20 protein-coding genes are annotated in these 17,803 nt (G+C 74.7%); 9 read left to right on the top strand and 11 right to left on the bottom strand.

What is annotated here, in order from left to right; genetic code table 11:
• Positions 1-3: 3 nt before the first annotated feature.
• The 3 genes from CNQ36_RS34880 to CNQ36_RS31585 form a co-directional block, all read right to left on the bottom strand.
• Entirely contained in the window at positions 4-141 is a 138-nt protein-coding gene (locus CNQ36_RS34880; RefSeq protein ID WP_163013450.1) for a hypothetical protein, read from the bottom strand.
• A 45-nt stretch (positions 142-186) separates the two neighbouring features.
• Positions 187-1,023, bottom strand: coding sequence for a universal stress protein (locus CNQ36_RS31590; protein ID WP_121549624.1), 837 nt, complete (start codon positions 1,021-1,023; stop codon positions 187-189).
• Positions 1,024-1,123: 100 nt separating this feature from the next.
• On the bottom strand, positions 1,124-2,023 hold the full coding sequence (locus tag CNQ36_RS31585) for a universal stress protein (RefSeq protein ID WP_121548998.1): 900 nt from the start codon (positions 2,021-2,023) through the stop codon (positions 1,124-1,126).
• Between the two features lie 183 nt (positions 2,024-2,206).
• Between CNQ36_RS31585 and CNQ36_RS31580 the strand changes: the two genes are divergently transcribed.
• The 4 genes from CNQ36_RS31580 to CNQ36_RS31565 all read left to right on the top strand — a co-directional run bounded on the left by CNQ36_RS31580 (position 2,207) and on the right by CNQ36_RS31565 (position 4,735).
• A complete protein-coding gene (locus CNQ36_RS31580) occupies positions 2,207-2,923 on the top strand; it encodes a hypothetical protein (RefSeq protein WP_240659564.1) in 717 nt (238 codons plus the stop codon).
• Positions 2,924-3,055: 132 nt separating this feature from the next.
• Positions 3,056-3,265, top strand: a complete 210-nt coding sequence (locus tag CNQ36_RS31575; RefSeq protein WP_040905476.1) for a hypothetical protein — start codon at positions 3,056-3,058, stop codon at positions 3,263-3,265.
• A gap of 404 nt (positions 3,266-3,669) precedes the next feature.
• On the top strand, positions 3,670-3,906 hold the full coding sequence (locus CNQ36_RS31570) for a BON domain-containing protein (RefSeq protein WP_240659563.1): 237 nt from the start codon (positions 3,670-3,672) through the stop codon (positions 3,904-3,906).
• A 121-nt stretch (positions 3,907-4,027) separates the two neighbouring features.
• The gene (locus CNQ36_RS31565) at positions 4,028-4,735 is read left to right on the top strand and encodes a GntR family transcriptional regulator (RefSeq protein ID WP_121548996.1); all 708 of its coding nucleotides are present in this window, start codon (positions 4,028-4,030) and stop codon (positions 4,733-4,735) included.
• Positions 4,736-4,858: 123 nt separating this feature from the next.
• Here CNQ36_RS31565 and CNQ36_RS31560 read toward each other — a convergent pair whose 3' ends face one another.
• The 5 genes from CNQ36_RS31560 to CNQ36_RS31540 are packed head-to-tail and all read right to left on the bottom strand — an operon-like array spanning position 4,859 to position 9,623.
• A complete protein-coding gene (locus CNQ36_RS31560) occupies positions 4,859-5,860 on the bottom strand; it encodes a proline racemase family protein (RefSeq protein WP_121548994.1) in 1,002 nt (333 codons plus the stop codon).
• Between the two features lie 2 nt (positions 5,861-5,862).
• Entirely contained in the window at positions 5,863-6,759 is an 897-nt protein-coding gene (locus tag CNQ36_RS31555; RefSeq protein WP_121548992.1) for a dihydrodipicolinate synthase family protein, read from the bottom strand.
• Entirely contained in the window at positions 6,756-8,219 is a 1,464-nt protein-coding gene (locus tag CNQ36_RS31550) for an FAD/NAD(P)-dependent oxidoreductase (RefSeq protein WP_121548990.1), read from the bottom strand. Before CNQ36_RS31550 ends, CNQ36_RS31555 begins: the two co-directional genes overlap by 4 nt.
• Positions 8,212-8,466 (bottom strand): (2Fe-2S)-binding protein, encoded by a 255-nt coding sequence (locus CNQ36_RS31545; RefSeq protein WP_121548988.1) that lies wholly within the window; start codon positions 8,464-8,466, stop codon positions 8,212-8,214. The genes CNQ36_RS31550 and CNQ36_RS31545 overlap by 8 nt, the downstream gene beginning before the upstream one ends.
• A complete protein-coding gene (locus tag CNQ36_RS31540; protein ID WP_420857180.1) occupies positions 8,463-9,623 on the bottom strand; it encodes an NAD(P)/FAD-dependent oxidoreductase in 1,161 nt (386 codons plus the stop codon). The genes CNQ36_RS31545 and CNQ36_RS31540 overlap by 4 nt, the downstream gene beginning before the upstream one ends.
• Positions 9,624-9,865: 242 nt before the next feature.
• Between CNQ36_RS31540 and dhaK the strand changes: the two genes are divergently transcribed.
• The 3 genes from dhaK to CNQ36_RS31525 are packed head-to-tail and all read left to right on the top strand — an operon-like array spanning position 9,866 to position 11,929.
• On the top strand, positions 9,866-10,858 hold the full coding sequence (dhaK, locus tag CNQ36_RS31535; protein ID WP_004922162.1) for a dihydroxyacetone kinase subunit DhaK: 993 nt from the start codon (positions 9,866-9,868) through the stop codon (positions 10,856-10,858).
• Between the two features lie 50 nt (positions 10,859-10,908).
• The gene (gene dhaL, locus CNQ36_RS31530) at positions 10,909-11,526 is read left to right on the top strand and encodes a dihydroxyacetone kinase subunit DhaL (protein WP_121548984.1); all 618 of its coding nucleotides are present in this window, start codon (positions 10,909-10,911) and stop codon (positions 11,524-11,526) included.
• Positions 11,519-11,929, top strand: coding sequence for a PTS-dependent dihydroxyacetone kinase phosphotransferase subunit DhaM (locus CNQ36_RS31525; RefSeq protein ID WP_121548982.1), 411 nt, complete (start codon positions 11,519-11,521; stop codon positions 11,927-11,929). Before dhaL ends, CNQ36_RS31525 begins: the two co-directional genes overlap by 8 nt.
• 12 nt (positions 11,930-11,941) lie before the next feature.
• Here CNQ36_RS31525 and CNQ36_RS31520 read toward each other — a convergent pair whose 3' ends face one another.
• Positions 11,942-12,793 (bottom strand): glycoside hydrolase family 75 protein, encoded by an 852-nt coding sequence (locus CNQ36_RS31520; protein WP_420857179.1) that lies wholly within the window; start codon positions 12,791-12,793, stop codon positions 11,942-11,944.
• A 421-nt stretch (positions 12,794-13,214) separates the two neighbouring features.
• On the opposite strand from CNQ36_RS31520, the gene CNQ36_RS31515 reads away from it, so the two are divergent.
• Complete coding sequence (locus CNQ36_RS31515) at positions 13,215-14,207, top strand: fibronectin type III domain-containing protein (protein ID WP_121548980.1); 993 nt, start codon at positions 13,215-13,217, stop codon at positions 14,205-14,207.
• A gap of 166 nt (positions 14,208-14,373) precedes the next feature.
• Positions 14,374-14,904: a hypothetical protein gene (locus tag CNQ36_RS31510; protein ID WP_040905481.1), complete on the top strand. Its 531-nt coding sequence runs from the start codon at positions 14,374-14,376 to the stop codon at positions 14,902-14,904.
• Between the two features lie 199 nt (positions 14,905-15,103).
• On the opposite strand, the gene CNQ36_RS31505 is transcribed toward CNQ36_RS31510, so the two are convergent.
• Entirely contained in the window at positions 15,104-15,679 is a 576-nt protein-coding gene (locus CNQ36_RS31505; protein WP_121548978.1) for a PadR family transcriptional regulator, read from the bottom strand.
• A gap of 22 nt (positions 15,680-15,701) precedes the next feature.
• A complete protein-coding gene (locus CNQ36_RS31500; protein WP_121548976.1) occupies positions 15,702-17,717 on the bottom strand; it encodes an NADPH-dependent 2,4-dienoyl-CoA reductase in 2,016 nt (671 codons plus the stop codon).
• Positions 17,718-17,803: the final 86 nt, after the last annotated feature.

The following is a 17,803-nucleotide window of genomic DNA, read 5'->3' as shown; positions in this document are numbered from 1 at the left end:
CCGTCACGAGCCGGCCACGCGGACCGCCGTGACTCGCCGGGCCCGGGCGGGACGCCCGATCAGCCGTTCGCCGGCTTTCCCGCGCCGTTCGGAGAGGGCCCGGAAGGCGTCGCAACGGCCGGCGGAACGCGTGACAGCCATGTCTTCATCGTGGCGGCAGTGCCGTGACGCCACAATCCGTGCCGGTCAGGCGTCGTCCTCCCGGTGCGGCACCACGACGACCGGGCAGGCGGAGTGGTGGAGCACCCCGTGAGCGACCCGGCCGAGCTGGAGCCCGAGGTGTCCCTCCCGGCGCCGGGCGCCGACGACCAGCAGGTCGGCGCGGTACGAGGCGTCCAGCAGGACCCGGCGGGCGTACCCCTCGACGGTGCGCCGGTACACCCGCAGGTCCTCCGGGACGTCCCGCAGCGCCGTCTCGAGCTGTTCCGCCGCGCGTTCCTCGTGCAGGCGGGCGGGCTCACCGGTCATCAGGGGATGGTCGGTGTTCTCCCGCGCGGGGGACCGCCAGGCCCGTACGGCCTCCAGGGGCACGCCGCGGCGCCGCGCCTCCGCGACGGCGAAGCGCACGGCCACCGGATCCCCGGCGTCCGCGCCGACGCCCACCACGACCCGGCCGCGCACCGGCGGGGTGGCCTGGTTGTCGTGGCTGCCGCGCAGCACGATCACCGGGCAGTCGGCCCGGGCGGCGACGGTCAGGCTGACGGAGCCGAGCAGCATCTCGGCGACACCACTGCGGCCCCGGGTGCCCACGACCAGCGCGGCGGCGTCGCGGCCCGCGCGCACCAGGACGTACTCCGGTTCCTCCGGCACCACCTCGGCGCTCACCCGGAGGGCGGGGTGGCGGTCGCGGGCACGCCGGGCGCCGGCGTCCGCGATCTCCCGCGGCGACGGCGGACCGGCGGGACGGCCGGCGTCCCGGGCGAGCGCGGCCCCCTCGTACCGGTCCCAGAGGCAGGCGTACACCACCCGCAGGGGCACCTGGCGCAGTTCTGCCTCGTCGGCCGCCCAGTCGACGGCGCGCATGCTCGGCTCGGAGCCGTCCACGCCCACCACCAGTGGCCTGTCGTCGGCGTCCCGTGCGGCCGCTGCGTCCACGGTCCCTCACTCCTCTCGTGCGGTGCGTTCAGTCGTGGGCGACGACGGCGACGGGGGCGGTGGCGTGGTGCAGCACGGCGTGGGTGACGGTGCCGATCCGGGCGCCGAGCGGGCCCCGGCGGATCCGGCGGCCGACGACCACCAGCGAGGCCTCGCGGGAGGCGTCGATCACCCGGTCGGCCGGGCTGCCGGAGCGGGACTCCTCGATCACCTCGACCTCGGGGTACTTCTTCCGCCACGGGAGCAGGGTCTCGGCGAGGGCGGCGGCCTGCTGGCCGTGCAGTTCGGAGCCGAGCCGGGGGTCCGCGGGCAGGGCGTAGGCGTAGTACGGCGGCAGCTTCCAGCCGTGCACGGCCTTCAGCGCGGTGCCCCGGCGGGCCGCCTCCTCGAAGGCGAACGAGATCACCGAGTCGTGCGGGTGGTCGGTGTCCAGGCCGAGGACGACGGGCCGGTACGCGCCGGGCGAGGGGGGCGCGCCCGCCGGCTGCTTCTCGTACTCGCCCTCCGCGTGCCCGCCGGAGCGCACGAGCACCACGGGTGTCTCCGTACGGGTGATCACCACCATGCCCACGGACCCGACGAGGAACCCGCCGACTCCGCTCAGTCCGCGGGAGCCGAGGACCAGCATCCCGGCGTCCTCCGCCATCCTCGGGAGCACGTCCATGGGGTGCCCGGACGTCTGTTCCACGGCCACGTCCAGACCGGGGTGGCGGCCCCGGAGCCCCGCGGCCGCCTCGCGCGGAAGGCGCTCGCCCTTGTGCCGGAGCGCGTCCGCGCCCAGCGTCTCGGCCATGAACTCCGGGACGCCTTCCCAGACGTGCACCAGCAGCAGCCGCGCACCGCGCAGCGTCGCCTCGCGGGCCGCCCACTCGGCGGCGGCACGGCTCTCCAGCGAGCCGTCGAAGCCCACCGTGATGGTGCGGGACATGACATCCACCTCCTGCGTCGGGGTCTCGGTACCAGGATGCCGACGGTGGGGGTCGGCGTGCAGAGACCGCAGGTCCCCGGCCGTGGGCCGAAGGGCCCCATGACCGGCCGCCGCGGCCGCCGTACGAGCTGCCGGGGCTGCCCGCCCGGGGCAGCATGGAGGCGGGGAGGACGGGAGGACCCGATGTCCACGAAGCAGAGCCGGCGGCGGCCGGTGGTCCGCCTCCTCGCGCCGGGCGCGGTCTGCGCCGCTGCGGGGCCGTACGCGCTGTGGATCCGGCCGCGGCTGCTGACCTGGGGCGCGACCGGGGACGAGATCGGCCGTGCCTTTCCCGGCGACGAGCTCTTCCCCGTGGCCAACGGTTCGTCGGTCATGGCGACGACGCTTCCCGCGCCGCCCGGAAAGGTCTGGCCGTGGCTGGTCCAGATGGGGTACGACCGCGCGGGCTGGTACAGCTGGGACCGCCTGGACCGGTACGGCATCCCCAGCGCGGACCGCGTCGTGCCGGAGTGGCAGCACCTGACGGCCGGGCAACGGCTGACCGCGACCCCGGACGGCCGGTCCTGGTTCACGGTGGCCCTCCTGGAGCCGCAGCGGACCCTGGTGCTGCGCTCGGACCTGGACCTGGCCTCGGGCCGCTCCTTCGTCCCGGGCCGGGATCCGCTGCCCCGGGCGTACATGACGGGGATCTGGGGCTTCCACCTGCGGCCCGCCCCGCGGGGCGGCACGCGGCTCGTGGTCCGCACCCGCGGCCGGGGGCGGCCCCGGTGGCTCACCCGTCCGTTCGGCGTGCTGCTGGGGGAACCGGCGCACGCCGTCATGCAGATCCGCCAGTTCCACAACCTGCGCGGCCGGGTCGGCGGGGAGGCCCGGCCGGAATCCCCGGACGCGGACGGCTGACCTGCGGCGCCCGGCCGCGTCCGCGCCGTCCTGCGGGCTCCGGCCGGCCGTTGTTTACTGGCTCATAGGGGTGCCCCGCAGGCGGGCGCTGCCGGAGCGGACCCGCAACCCGGCGCGGAGGGCAGGAGCGACATGACGCAGAACCCACCCGAGGAAGCACGCGGCGCGGTCGGTCCGGACGCCCGGCTGGACCGTCTGGAGGCGCAGGTGGCGACCCTGGCCGAGGCCGTCCGGGTACTCGCCCGCGGTCTCGAGGACGTCCCGTCGAAGGACGTGCCTCCCGAGGAGACGGCACGGTGCGCGCGGCTCGCGCACGAACTCCTGCTCGCCCAGCACCTGTAGCGCCCGGCGGCGGGGAAGCGGGACAGCCCCGGCGTGGTGGCCGGGCCGGTCCGCCGCGTGTGTCGCGGCGCCCCCGTATCGGGGTTGTACTGGTGACAGGAGTGCTGCCGACCGATGGGAGCAGCCGTGGCACCGTCCGACGTTCCCCGTCCCGCGAAGCCGCCGGTGGTCTTCGACCGTGACGCCGAGTGGGAGGCGCTCGTCGCGTTCGCGTGCGACACCCGTCCCGGACCGGGCCTCGGTGTGGTGTCGGGGCGGTTGCGACAGGGCAAGTCGTTCCTCCTGGAAGCACTCACCGGAGCCCTGGACGGCTTCTGCTTCGGCGCGCACCAGGCGGCCAGGGCCGAGTCCCTGCATCGTCTGGACGACGAACTCGCTCTCTATACGGGCGAGTCGCCCGCTTCGTGCGGCGGGACTTCACGATCGGCGAGGAGATCACGACGGACGTCCTGTCCCGGACCCTCGGACTGGCTCCCGGCGCCGTCACCGTGCAGGTCACCGACGGACGGGTGACGCTCAGCGGCACCCTGCCCCGGGCGGACCTGATCCCCGTCGCGGTACGCCTGTCCGAGAGCGTCGACGGAGTCGTCGACGTGACGAACCACCTCCGCGCCGAGGACCGGGTCGGCCACACTCCGTGAGGGCGGCCCAGCCGCACAACGGCCGTGCCGCCGCGGCAGGCAGGGGAACATCCCCGGTCCACCGGGACAACGTGACATTGTATGGTGGGAGGTCATCGGCTGGTCGGACGCGGGAGCACGGATGTCTCATCTCAAATCCCGGGCGATCTCCGTCCAGACCCATCTGCGCGACCAGGTCGCCGACGCGCTCCGGGCCGCACTCATCGCGGGCGAGCTCCGTCCGGGTGTCGTCTACTCCGCGCCCACCCTGGCGGCCGAACTCGGCGTCTCCGCCACCCCGGTGCGCGAGGCCATGCTCGACCTGGCCAGGGAGGGACTGGTCGAAGCCGTGCGCAACAAGGGCTTCCGCGTCACGGAGATGACGGAGCAGGACCTCGACGAGTTCACCGAGATCCGCACCCTGATCGAGGTCCCCACGGTGGGACGCGTCGCCGCCACGGCAGCCGTCCAACAGCTGGAGTCCCTGCGTCCGCTGGCGCAGCGGATCGTCACCGCGGCCCAGGAGCACGACGTCCTCAAGTACCTCGAGGCCGATCACCGGTTCCATCTCGAACTGCTGGCCCTGGCGGGCAACCGGCATCTCGTCGAGGTGGTGTCCGACCTGCGCAAGCGTTCCCGTCTGTTCGGGCTGGGCAGCCTCAACGAGGCGGGGCGGCTGGTCGCTTCCGCGCAGGAGCACGTCGAACTGCTGGATCTGATGGTGGCCGGCCGGATCCGCGAGGCCGAGGAGTGCATGCGCCGCCATCTCGCGCACGTCCGCAGCCTGTGGGCGGACGGCCGGGCGGACGCCGCGGAGCGGGAGCCGGCTCTCCGGCTCGGCGGCCGGTAGGACTTCCGGCCGCTCCTCGTTCTCCTCTGCCGCCGGCCGGGCAGTTCTCCCGCCGCACGGCCAAGTCCCGTCGCGAGCACGGCCGGAACCGAGCCCGGGGCGGCGCCGCCCCGGGCCGACCGCTCAGAGGGTGAATCCGGCCGGGTAGGGGTCCGTGGGATCGAGCAGGTACTGCGCGGTGCCGGTGATCCAGGCGCGGCCGGTGACGGACGGCAGGACGGCCGGACGGCCCCCGACCGTCGTCTCCCCCCTCACACGGCCCACGAACCGGGACCCGATGAACGACTCGTTGACGAAGTCCCGGCCGACCGGCAGCAGGCCCCGGGCGTGCAACTGCGCCATCCGGGCACTGGTGCCGGTGCCGCAGGGCGACCTGTCGAACCATCCCGGATGGATCGCCATGGCGTGCCGTGAGTGCTCCGCGGTCGATCCGGGGGCCTCGAGATAGACGTGGTGGCACACGTCTATCTCCGGATTCTCCGGGTGGGACACCGGATTCTGCTTGTTGACCGCGTCCATGACGGCCAGTCCGGCGTCGAGCAGCCGCTGCTTCTCCGCCCGGTCGAAGGGGATGCCGAGGTCCTCGGTCCGGACGAAGGCGTAGAAGTTGCCGCCGTAGGCGATGTCGTAACGCACCGCCCCGTATCCCGGCACGTCGACGACCTGGTCGAGGGCGTGGCAGTACGAGGCGACGTTCTCCAGGGTCACCGACTCGGCGTGGCCGTCGCGCACCCGCACCCGGGCCGTGACCAGTCCCGCCGGGGTGTCGAGCCGTACCAGGGTCTCCGGCTCGGTCACCTCGACCATGCCGGTCTCGACCAGGACCGTCGCGACACCGATGGTCCCGTGGCCGCACATCGGCAGGCATCCGGAGACCTCGATGAAGAGCACGCCGTAGTCGGCGTCGGGCCGGGTCGGCGGCTGCAGGACGGCCCCCGACATCGACGCGTGCCCGCGCGGTTCGCACATGAGCAGGGTGCGCAGGTGGTCGCGCTCCGCGACGAACCGCTGCCGTTTCTCGAACATCGTCGCACCCGGGAGGACGCCCACACCCCCAGTGATCACACGGGTCGGCATCCCCTCGGTGTGCGAGTCGACGGCGTGGTAGCAGACCGTCGAGCGCATCGTCAGTTCACCCCGGCGTCGACGAGGGCCTGGGTGGCGGCGCGCACGACTGCCTCCGTCTCCGGGGCGAGCGGCTGTCGCGGCGGACGGCAGACGCCGCCCCGGCGGCCGGTCATCTCCTGGCCCAGCTTGATGGCCTGCACGAACTCGGTCCTGCTGTCCCACCGCAGCACCGGGTGCAGCTGCCGGTACAGCGGCAGCGCCGTCTCCAGGTCACCCGTGACGGACGCCTCGTACAGCGCGAGGCAGGCGCGGGGGAAGACCTGCGGGTAACCGGCGACCCAGCCCTTGGCTCCGGCGATGCCGACCTCCAGCACGGTGTCGTCGGTACCGATCATGAGGTCGAGGCCGGGTGCCCTCTCGGAGATCTCGTAGCAGCGCCGGACGTCGCCGGAGAACTCCTTGACCCCGACGATGAACCCCTCGGCGTACAGCTTGGCCAGCAGGTCCGGGCGCAGATCCACCTTGGTGTCGATGGGGTTGTTGTACGCGGTGACGGGCAGGCCGGCCGAGGCCACCAGCTCGAAGTGCTCGAGGACCGCGCGGTCGTCGGCGCGGTAGGCGTTCGGGGGCAGGCACATCACCGCCTGGCAGCCGGCGTCCTTGGCGAACCGGGCGTGCCGCGCGGCCTCGCGGCCGCCGTAGGCGCCGACGCCCGGCATGACGGTGAAACCCTCGGGGGCGTGCGCGAGGGCGGTCTCCACGACGCGGTCGCGCTCCTCGTGGGTGAGGGTCTGGTACTCGCCGAGCGATCCGTTCGGGGCGACGCCGTGCATCCCCTCCGCGGCGAGGCGGGCGACGCTCTCGCCGTACGCGCCGAAGTCGACCGAGAGATCGTCGTGGAACGGCAGGCTGGTCGCGACGATGACGCCGTGCCAGGGCTTGCGGGTCTCGCTCATGAACACTCCTTGTCGGTTTCACCGTGGTCCGCCGATGCCGGCGGTGCCTCGTCGAGGTCGGCGAGCGCCCCGAGGGTGACGGGCGTCGCGACGAGCCGTTCCGCGGGCTCGTACGCCCGTCCCCGTGCCGTGAGGCAGTGCACGGCGGGCCCGCACATCCGCCCCTGGCACCAGCCCATCCCGGCCCGGGTCAACTGCTTGACCTGCCGGTGGTCGTGGGCGCCGTCGGCGCGGGCGGCCCGGATCGCACCGGCGGTCACCTCCTCGCAGCGGCACACGACGGTCGTGTCGGTCAGCCACGAGGACCAGGCCGGAGGGATCGGGTGGGCCAGGGCCATCGCCCGGGCGAAGGCGCGTTGCCGGGCCACCGCCGAGAGCGGCGCGGCCCCGCGCCCGCCTGCCGGTACGGGGGTGGCGCGGGAGTCGGCGAGGACCGACCGCGCGGCCAGCCGGCCCTCGTGCACCGCGAGGGCCGCCCCGCCGATGCCGCAGGTCTCCCCCGCGGCGTAGACACCGGGGACGGTGGTGCGCTGGCCCCCGTCGACGGCGACCACCGCGTTGCCGTCCGCCGAGTCCGTGAGGGAACAGCCGAGGGGGACGAGCAGGTCGAGCTGCGGTGCGAAGCCCCAGCCGACGCCGACCGCGTCGGCCTCGACGCGTCGCTCCGTTCCCGGGCGCGGGCTGCCGTCCGGCGCCAGCGAGGCGATTCGCACCGACGTCACGCGTTCGCGGCCCTCCGCGGCGACGATCGCCGTGCGCGGGCGGACCCGGACGCGGTGGCGCGCGAGGGTGGCGGCGTACCCGGCGCCCTCCGCCCACTTGCCGGGGTTGCGCAGCAGCGGGCCGGGGTGCCGCAGCCACGCCCCCGGGTGGGCCGCCTCGCACACCGTGACCACCTCGACGCCGCGGGCCGCGAGGCCGGCGGCGACCGGAAGCAGGAACGGGCCGGTGCCGCCCAGCGCCACCCGGCTGCCGGCCGCCACGCCGCCGCCCTTGAGCAGCGCCTGGAGACCGCCGATGGTGAGCACCCCGGGCAGGTCCCAACCCGGGAAGGGCAGTTGACGGTCGTAGGCGCCGGTGGCCACCAGGAGCCTCGGCGCCCGCAGGACGACGGCGGTCTCCTGCGGCGCCGCGCGGCGGTCGACCGCGTGGACCGCGAACCCGTCGTCCTCGCGGACCGCGGACCACGCGTGATGCTCCAGGCGCAGATCGAGCCGGCCGTCGGCCCGGCCCGCCGACAACGCCGCGCACAGGGCGCGGTACCGGCGCAGCCCGTGGTGCAGGTCCTCGGTCGGGACGGCCGTCCGCGCGTGCTCCGGGGGGTGCCGCCAGTACTGGCCGCCGACGGCGGTCCCGGAGTCCACCAGCGCCACGCGCAGTCCGCCGGCCAGTGCCGTGACCGCGGCGGCCATGCCGGCCGGTCCCGCGCCCACGACGACGAGGTCCGCGGGTTCACTCATCGTCGCCCTCCTCGGTCGTGACGGTCATGCCCGGACGTGCCGGCACCAGACAGGCGCGCTGCCCGCGGGCTCCGTCGAGCGTCACCAGGCAGTCGAAGCAGACGCCGATCCCGCAGAACACGCCGCGCGGACGGCGCCCCACGCGGGTGGTGCGCCAGGCGACCCGGCCGGCCGCGACGAGGGCCGCGGCGACGGTCTGGCCTTCGACGAACGGCAGGGGCTCGCCGTCGACGACGATCTCGCTCACTGCTGCGCACCTCCGGGGGCGAGGAAGCGGTCGGGGAGAAGGGCGGTGTGCGCGGCCGGGTCGGCGCCGCGCCAGGGGCGGCCGAGCAGATGGGCCGTGACGAGCGCGCCGGTCGCGGGGGCGAGGCCGATGCCCGCCCCCTCGTGACCGCAGGCGTGGACGACCCCCGGCACCCGCGGGTCGGGGCCGATCACCGGGAGGTGGTCGGGGCAGTACGGCCGGAAACCCCGGTAGGAGCGGATCAGATGGACGCCGCGCAGAAAGGGGAAGAGGCGGCACGCCTGCGCCGCGAGCCTGGCGACCACGGCGGTGTTCATCGTGGTGTCGAAGCCGACGCGTTCCCGGCTGGCGCCGATGAGGATCGTGCCGCCCCGCGTGCCCTCCACGACGCAGGAGGTCTCCAGTCCGGCGTCGGACGAGGCGACGTTGGCGATGTAGTCGGCCGAGTAGACCTTGTGCCGGATCATCGGCGGCAGCGGTTCGGTCACCAGGACGAAGCCGCGGCGCGGCAGCACCTCGACGGGCGCGCCGAGCCGCCGGCCGACCTCGCCTCCCCAGGTCCCTGCGGCGTTGACGACGGCGTCGGCGGGCAGCACCTCGCCGGTGGCCGTGCGGACGCCGGTGACCCGGCCGTCCCTGCCGGTCACCGCGCCGACGGCCTCGCCCGTGACCAGGCGCGCGCCGCGCCGTACGGCGGCCCGCAGCAGCGCGACCGCCGCAAGGACCGGCTGCACCTGCGCGTCCTGCGGGTAGTGGACGCCCCCGGGCACGTCGGGCGCGAGGTGGGGTTCGATCTCCCGCACGTGGCCGACCGGCTCGACGCGGACGCCGGCCGCCTCCTGCCGGGCGGCGAACTCCCGGAGCGCCACGAGTCCTTCGGCGCCGCTCGCGACGACGAGACCGCCCTTGGACTCGAGTTCGAAGGAGTCCGGCCCGAGCTCCCGGCCGGCCTCGTCCCACAGCGTGCGGCTCAGCCGCGCCAGGTCGAGTTCGGGGCCGGGTTCCTTGTCGGAGAGGAGGACGTTGCCCTCCCCGCGACTGGTCGTGCCGGCGCCGACGGGGCCCCGGTCCGCGACCGTGACGTCCATGCCCGCCGAGGCGGCGTGGAAGGCGCAGGCCGCTCCGACGACGCCCGCACCCACGACGACGACCTTCAGGGTCAACGGCTCCCCCTCTGTGCAATGTCACATGACATGCAGGAGCGTATACACCCGACCACCCCGAGGACAACGGCGACTTCCGCGTGACGTGTGCCGATCGCCCGCCGGGGTACGCCCACGGACGTCCTTCCGCGTGACCTTCGCTGCCGCAAGGCAGATACTGCCGACAGCGGGCACTTCACCCGAGTCCCGCGTGAGCCTTGTGCGCCACCCGCCTGCCCAGCACCCAGGAGGTACCCATGAAGATGCTCATCAACGTCCCGGAGACCGTGGTCGCGGACGCGTTGCGCGGGATGGCGGCCGCCCATCCCGAGCTGGCGGTGGACGTGGAGAACCGGGTGATCGTGCGCAAGGACGCGCCGGTGGCCGGGAAGGTGGGCCTGGTGTCCGGCGGGGGGTCGGGGCACGAGCCGCTGCACGGCGGGTTCGTGGGGCCGGGGATGCTGTCGGCGGCCTGCCCCGGCGAGGTGTTCACCTCCCCGGTGCCCGACCAGATGCTGCGGGCCGCGGCGGCGGTGGACAGCGGGGCCGGGGTGCTGTTCGTCGTGAAGAACTACACCGGTGACGTGCTCAACTTCGACATGGCCGCCGAACTGGCCGAGGACGAGGGCATCCAGGTCGCGAAGGTCCTGGTCAACGACGACGTGGCGGTGACCGACAGCCTGTACACGGCCGGCCGGCGCGGCACCGGCGCGACGCTGTTCGTGGAGAAGATCGCGGGCGCGGCGGCCGAGGAGGGCATGCCGCTGGAGCGGGTGGCGGCGATCGCCCGCCAGGTGAACGAGAACTCCCGCAGCTTCGGCGTGGCGCTGAGCGCCTGCACCACCCCCTCCAAGGGCACCCCCACCTTCGACCTGCCCGACGGGGAGCTGGAGCTGGGCATCGGCATCCACGGCGAGCCGGGCCGGGAGCGGCGGCCGATGATGACGTCCGGCGAGATCGCCGAGGCGGCGCTCGACGCGGTCCTGGAGGACCTCACCCCGCGCAATCCGGTGCTGGTCCTGGTCAACGGCATGGGCGCGACCCCGCTGCTGGAGCTGTACGGCTTCAACGCCGAGGTGCAGCGGGTGCTGGGTGAGCGCGGGGTCCCGGTGGCCCGTGTCCTGGTCGGCAACTACGTCACGTCCCTCGACATGGCGGGCGCCTCGGTCACCCTGTGCCAGATCGACGAGGAACTGCTGCGGCTGTGGGACGCGCCGGTGCGTACGCCGGGGCTGCGCTGGGGCGTGTGAGAGACGCTGGGGTCATGGGTTCAGGAGTACCTACCACGCAAGGAGTGCCCGTGCTCGACGCCGAGTTCTTCCGCCGCTGGATGACCGCCACCGCCGCGTCCGTGGAGCGCGAGGCGGAGCGGCTCACCGCCCTCGACTCGCCGATCGGGGACGCCGACCACGGCAGCAACCTGCAGCGCGGGTTCAGGGCGGTGCGCGAGGCGCTGGACAAGGAGCCGCCCGCCACGCCCGGAGCGGTGCTGACCCGGGCCGGACGGCTGCTCATCTCGACGGTGGGCGGCGCCTCCGGTCCGCTGTACGGGACCCTGCTGCGCCGCACCGGCAAGGCGCTCGGCGAGGCGGCCGAGGTGGAGCGGGGGCAACTGGCCGAGGCGCTGGGCGCCGGGGTGGACGCGGTGCGGCAGCTCGGCGGTGCCGCGCCGGGCGACAAGACGATGATCGACGCGCTGGTGCCCGCGGTGGACGCCCTCGGTGGCTCCTTCGCCGCGGCGCGCGACGCCGCCGAGGAGGGCGCCGTGGCGACGACGCCGATGCTGGCCCGCAAGGGCAGGGCCAGCTATCTCGGCGAACGCAGCATCGGGCACCAGGACCCGGGGGCCACGTCGTCGGCGCTGCTGATCGCCGCGCTCGTCGACGCCTCGGCGGAGACGGAGGCCGGCGGTGAGTGACGCGAAGCCGGTGGGGATCGTGCTGGTGTCGCACAGCGCGGCGGTGGCCGCGTCGGTGGCGGAGCTGGCGAAGGGCCTGTCGGGCGCCGGCGACTCGGTGCCCGTGGCGCCGGCGGGCGGCACCGAGGGCGGCGGGCTCGGCACCAGCGCCGAGCTGATCGCCGCGGCGGCCGCGTCGGTCGACCGCGGGGCGGGGGTGGCCGTGCTGGCCGACCTGGGCAGCGCGGTGCTCACCGTGAAGGCGTTGCTCGCCGAGGGCGACGAACTGCCGGAGCGGACCAGGCTGGTGGACGCGCCGTTCGTGGAGGGCGCGGTGGCCGCGGTGGTCACGGCCTCCACGGGGGCGGACCTGGCGGCGGTGGAGGCGGCGGCCGTGGAGGCGTACACGTACCGGAAGGTGTGAGGGGCGGGCGGTTCAGCCGGCGTCGTCCACGAACCGGCGGGCGAGGCGCTTGCCCTCCGTCACCGCGGCGTCGTGGTCCTCGATGGGCGTCACCCGGCTGTCCTCGAACACGATGTAGGTGACTCCGGAGGAGGTGCCGCCGCCCCGCGGGTCGGGGTCGATGCCCAGCGACTCGGCCGTGGCGTGGGACGCCTCGCCGATGATGTCCGCGGGGCCGGTGTCGCCGACGACCGCGTACCGCACCCGGTCGCGGTACACCACGGCCACGACCGATCCGCCGCGCACGCCGTGGGACCGGTGGTTCCACACGTCACTGGGCGCGGGCACCACCACGTAGGGGGTCTCCTCGGAGCTCAGCGGCCGTCCGTCGGACTGCGCGTAGGCGGTGGAGGCGGAGAAGTACGGGTCGGTCCCGGAGTTGCAGCGGGGACCGGGCCGGCCGTCGCAGTCGATGTCCATGTCGGCCTTCCAGAACACGGCGCCGCGGGTCCCGCACACCGGGACGGTGGCCTTGGCGCCCTGGTCCTTGCGGTAGCGGCCCCGGGAGACCGGGGTGCAGGTGCGCACCCTGGCCAGCAGGTCGGCGGCCGAGACGGCGTCCGCGCGCCGCGCGCCCGGTTCGGTGCGGGGCGCGGGTGCGGTGCCGGAGGCCGCGGGGGTGGAGGGCGCGGTGACGGGGGGCGCGGTGACGGGGGGCAGAACGGGGGGCACTGGAACCGCGGGCGGCGCGACGGCCGGCGGGGACATCACGGGAGCGGTGACCGGCTGGGGCGCGGCGGCCGGCGGCAGCGGGGCGGGGGGCGCGGTGGCCGGCTCCGAGGGGGCGGGGGGCGCCGAGGGGGCCAGCATGGCGACTCCGGCCATGGCCAGGGTGAGCGACTGGACGCGGGAGACGGTCAAGGGAGGCCTCTCGTCGGGGACAGGGACGCACGCTCACGGGCACTTTGCCCCATTTCCTCTCGATTTGGCGGCGTGGCGGCCACGACAGGGCCGGACGGCGCACGACCGCGCGCGCGGCCGCGACAGGGGGCCGGGGTCCGGGTCCGCGTCGACCCGGGCCACCCGGCCGCCCGCACCGGCGCGGGATCCGCGACGACAGCGGTCCGCGCCTCGGGCCCGAACTCCCTTGCCTCCATGGGCGGTTCGACCCGTTACGACTTCAGGATACGTAACCCGCCCGCACACTCCCAGGCACCCAGCCTCTTGATGTGAGCGCGTCAGCGGCATCATATTGGTACGGACCATTGTTCCGGCGTCCCCGTGTGCCGCCCCGGGAGGCAGTCTCGTGCGTGGCGTTCCCCCAGCCGTGTCCCCGCGTCGCCTTCTCGCGCTCTGCGGGATCCTCCTGCTGCTCGCCTCGTGCCGCTGGGGCGGAGCGGACGAGGAGGACGGCGGCGAACGGCCGCCCGGTGCGCCGACCGGTGTCACGGCCGAGGCCGGCAGCGCCACCAGCGTCCATGTCATGTGGAACGCGGCCGCCGACGCCCGGGTGAGCCGCTACGAGGTGTACCGGGGCGGCACGAAGGTCGGGGAGGTACCCGCTTCGGAGCACATGGTCGACGTCACCAGGCTCCGGCCCGGGACCCGCCATGTCTTCACGGTGCGGGCGCGGGACCGCGACGGGCGGCTCGGCCCGCGCAGCCGGGAGGTGCGGGCGACGACGCCCGCGGCGGCCGCGGCCGACGACACCGCCCCCACCCGCCCGGCGGACCTGAGGGGCCGGGCGGCCGGAAGCCGGGCGGCCCAGCTGTCGTGGTCCGCCGCGACCGACGACCGGGGCGTGGTGTCGTACGACGTCTACCAGGGCGGGACGAAGATCCACAGTGTCGGCGGGAACCAGACGGCCACCGTGGTGACGGGGCTGCGGCCGGGCACCCGCTACGCCTTCACCGTCCGGGCCCGGGACGCGGCCGACAACCTCTCCCCGGCCGGCTCCGCCGTCCGGCTCACCACCGCCGGCGGCGCGGACGGCCGGGCCACCTCGCCCACCGGATTCCGCGCCGCGAGCGAGGAGTCCGACGGCGCCTACTACCTCGTCCTGGACTGGGTGCCGCCGCGCGTCGACGGGGTGGTCACGGAGTACGAGGTGCGCCTGGACGGCCGTGTCGCCACCTCGCTCGTCTACGGCGGTGACGCACCCCGCGACCGGGCGACGTACCGCTTCTACGCCGGCCGGGAGCCGGGCGTCACCCACCGGGTGCGGATCCGGGCGATGCTGCCGGACGGGACCTGGGGCGGTTTCTCGGCGGAGCGCGCGGTGACCACGGGCGGCGGCTGAACCGGCCCGCGTCGGCCGCCCGGAGGAAGGCGTCACCTGCCCGGATGCCGCCGGAGTGCGGGCCGCTCCGGCTGCCCGTTGGCTGGCATCGTGGCAGCACGGGCGCTCCCCGACCTCGGCGGCGCAAGGGATGTTCCGCCGGCCGTGCCGCCGGAAGGCAGTCCACATGCGCAACTCCACGACCCTGCTCCGCTCCGGCCCGGCCGCGGCAGCCGCCGCCGCGCTCGCCCTGACCCTGGCCGGGCCGGCCGCCGCGGCCGGGATCTCCGTCAGCACCACCGGGTCGACGGTCTCGGTCTCCACCACCGCGTGCACCCAGACCAACGGCCAGTGGGGCACCGCCTCGCTGCTCGGCAGCGGCCAGGCGAGCTTCTCGCAGGGCCGTCAGGTGGCACTGTCGGGCACCGCCTCGGGACAGTCCGCCGCCTGGTCGAACGTCACTCCGGGCACCTACACGGTGATCGTGATGTGCTCCAACGGCAACACCGCGGGCACCCAGTCCGTCGTCGTCTCCTCGTCGCCCAGCCCGTCGGTCTCCCCCTCCGCCTCGCCGTCCCGCGGAGTCATGGGCGGCATCGGCGGCGGCTCGGCGGACTACGGCACGGTCACCATGGTGGCGGGCGGCGCCCTGGTCGGCTCCGGTCTGATCGCCACGGCCTGGTACCTGCGCCGCCGCGGCAAGCCGCGGCACCTGTGACGCCCGTCCGGCGGATCACGCCGGACGGGAGCGAGGTCCCGGCGCGACCCCGGCCGGCGGCGCGCAGCCGCCGTCCGGGGTCGCGCCGGGACGCGCCGGCCCGGACGCCGGGCGGGCCCCTGGACCGGCGCCGGCCGCCCTCACGTCCGACGCGCTCCGGTCGGGCGGCCGGCGTCGACGCGCCGCGGTGTCCCGGGACTCAGGTGTCCCGGGCGCCGGGGCGTTCCGGCTGGTCCGCGTCCGGCAGCCGGGCGAACTCCGCGAGCGCGCGGTCGAGCCACTGCGTCCAGAACGTCTCCAGGTCGATGCCGGCGCGCAGCACCAGATGCCGCAGCCGGTCCTCCCTGCCGTCCTTGCCCGGCGGGAAGTCCCGCCGTTCGATCTCCCGGTACTCCCCCAACTGCCTTTCGTGCAGCTCCCGGTGGCGCCGGAGATCGTCCTCGAGACCGGCGGTGCCGACCACGGCCGCCGCCCTCAGCCGCAGCAGCATCGCGTCACGGTGCGGCTTGGGGTCCTGGGACGCGGCGGTCCAGCGCGCCAGTTCCGCCCGGCCCGCCGGCAGCACCTCGTACGCCTTTTTCTGCCCGCGGGCCGGCTGCTCGGAGGGGAGGGCCCGGATCAGGCCCTCCGCGTCCAGCTTCCCGAGCTCGCGATAGATCTGCTGGTGCGTCGCGGACCAGAAGTAGCCGATCGACCTGTCGAACCGGCGGGTCAGCTCCAGCCCCGACGACGGCTTCTCGAGCAGGGCGGTGAGGATCGCGTGCGGGAGTGACATGGGCTCATCCTAGGGACGGGCCCTACAGCGCCGCGGCCAGCTCGGTGCCCTGCTTGATGGCCCGCTTGGCGTCCAGTTCGGCGGCCACGTCGGCGCCGCCGATCAGGTGGACGGCCCGGCCGGCGGCGACCAGTTCCTCGTACAGGTCGCGGCGCGGCTCCTGACCGGTGCACAGGACCACCGTGTCGACCTCCAGGACGGTGCTCTCCCCGTCGATGGTGACGTGCAGTCCGGCGTCGTCGATCCGGTCGTAGCGCACACCGGGAACCATGGTGACGCCGCGGTGCCTGAGCTCGGTCCGGTGGATCCAGCCGGTGGTCCTGCCCAGGCCGGCGCCGACCTTGGTCGGCTTGCGCTGGAGCAGGTGGACGGTGCGCGGCGGGGCGGGACGCTCGGGCGCCGCCAGCCCGCCGGGCGCGCGGTAGTCGAGGTCGACGCCCCACTGGCGGAAGTACGTCGCCGGGTCCTCGTGCGCCTTGTCGCCGCCGTCGGTGAGGAACTCGGCCACGTCGAAGCCGATGCCGCCCGCGCCGAGCACGGCGACCCGGTCGCCGACGGGGGCGCCGTCCCGGAGCACGTCGAGGTAGCCGAGGACGCTCGGGTGGTCCACGCCGGGGATGTCGGGGACGCGGGGGCTGACGCCGGTGGCGACGACGACCTCGTCGTGCCCGGCCACGTCGCCCGCGGTGACGCGGGTGTCCAGGCGTACCTCAACGGCCAGTTCGGCGAGCCGGGTGCGGAAGTAGCGCAGGGTCTCGTCGAACTCCTGCTTGCCGGGGACCTTGCGGGCGACGTTCAGCTGGCCGCCGATCTCGCTCGCGGCGTCGAACAGGGTGACGGCGTGGCCGCGTTCGGCGGCGCTGACGGCGCAGGCGAGGCCGGCCGGTCCGGCGCCGACGACGGCGACGCGCTTGCGGCGGCGGGTCGGGGCGAGGACCAGCTCGGTCTCGTGGCAGGCGCGCGGGTTGACCAGGCAGGAGGTGATCTGCCCGCTGAAGGTGTGGTCGAGGCAGGCCTGGTTGCAGCCGATGCAGGTGTTGATCGCCTCGGGCCGGCCGTCGGCGGCCTTGGCGACGAAGTCGGGGTCGGCGAGCATGGGGCGGGCCACGGACACCATGTCCGCCGTGCCTTCCGCGAGCAGCCGTTCGGCGAGTTCGGGCGTGTTGATGCGGTTGGTGGTGACCAGCGGCACCGAGACCTCGCCCATGAGGCGCTTGGTCACCCAGGTGTAGGCGCCGCGGGGCACGGAGGTGGCGATGGTGGGGATGCGGGCCTCGTGCCAGCCGATGCCGGTGTTGATGATCGTCGCTCCGGCGGCCTCGACCGCCTTGGCCAGCGTGATCACCTCGTCCAGCGTGGAGCCGCCGGGCACCAGGTCGAGCATGGAGAGCCGGTAGATGACGATGAAGTCCTCGCCGACCGCCTCGCGCACCCGGCGGACGATCTCGACGGGGAAGCGCATGCGGTTCTCGTAGGAGCCGCCCCAGCGGTCGGTGCGCTGATTCGTCTGCGCGGCGACGAACTCGTTGATCAGATAGCCCTCGGAGCCCATGATCTCGACGCCGTCGTAGCCGGCCTGCCGGGCGAGGCGGGCGGCGCGGGCGTAGTCGTCGACGGTGCGCCCGACCTCGGCGTCGGTGAGCTCGCGCGGCGGGAAGGGGCTGATCGGCGCCTGCACGGGGCTGGGGGCGACCAGGTCCCGGTGGTAGGCGTACCGGCCGAAGTGCAGGATCTGCATCGCGATGCGCCCGCCCTCGCGGTGCACGGCGTCGGTGACGGTCCGGTGCTGCTCCGCCTCCGCCTCGGTGGTCATCCTGGCGCCGCCCTCGTAGGGCCGTCCCTCGTCGTTGGGGGCGATGCCTCCGGTGACGATGAGGCCGACCCCGCCGCGGGCGCGGGCGGCGTAGAACTCGGCCATGCGCGGGAAGCCGCCCTCGGCCTCCTCCAGACCGATGTGCATGGAACCCATGAGGACCCGGTTGGGCAGGGTGGTGAAGCCCAGGTCGAGGGGGGTCAGCAGGTGGGGGTAACGGCTCATCGGGCCCTCCGTGCGCGGTGTCGTGCCTGTAGTTGTAAGGCACGCGCAACCCCTTATGCAACTAGTTGCATAAGGGGTGACGGAGG

Origin of the sequence: Streptomyces fungicidicus, assembly GCF_003665435.1 — a bacterium.
Classification (GTDB): Bacteria; Actinomycetota; Actinomycetes; order Streptomycetales; family Streptomycetaceae; genus Streptomyces; species Streptomyces fungicidicus.
Note: the sequence above shows the minus strand (reverse complement) of the source record. Positions and strands in the feature narration are given on the sequence as shown.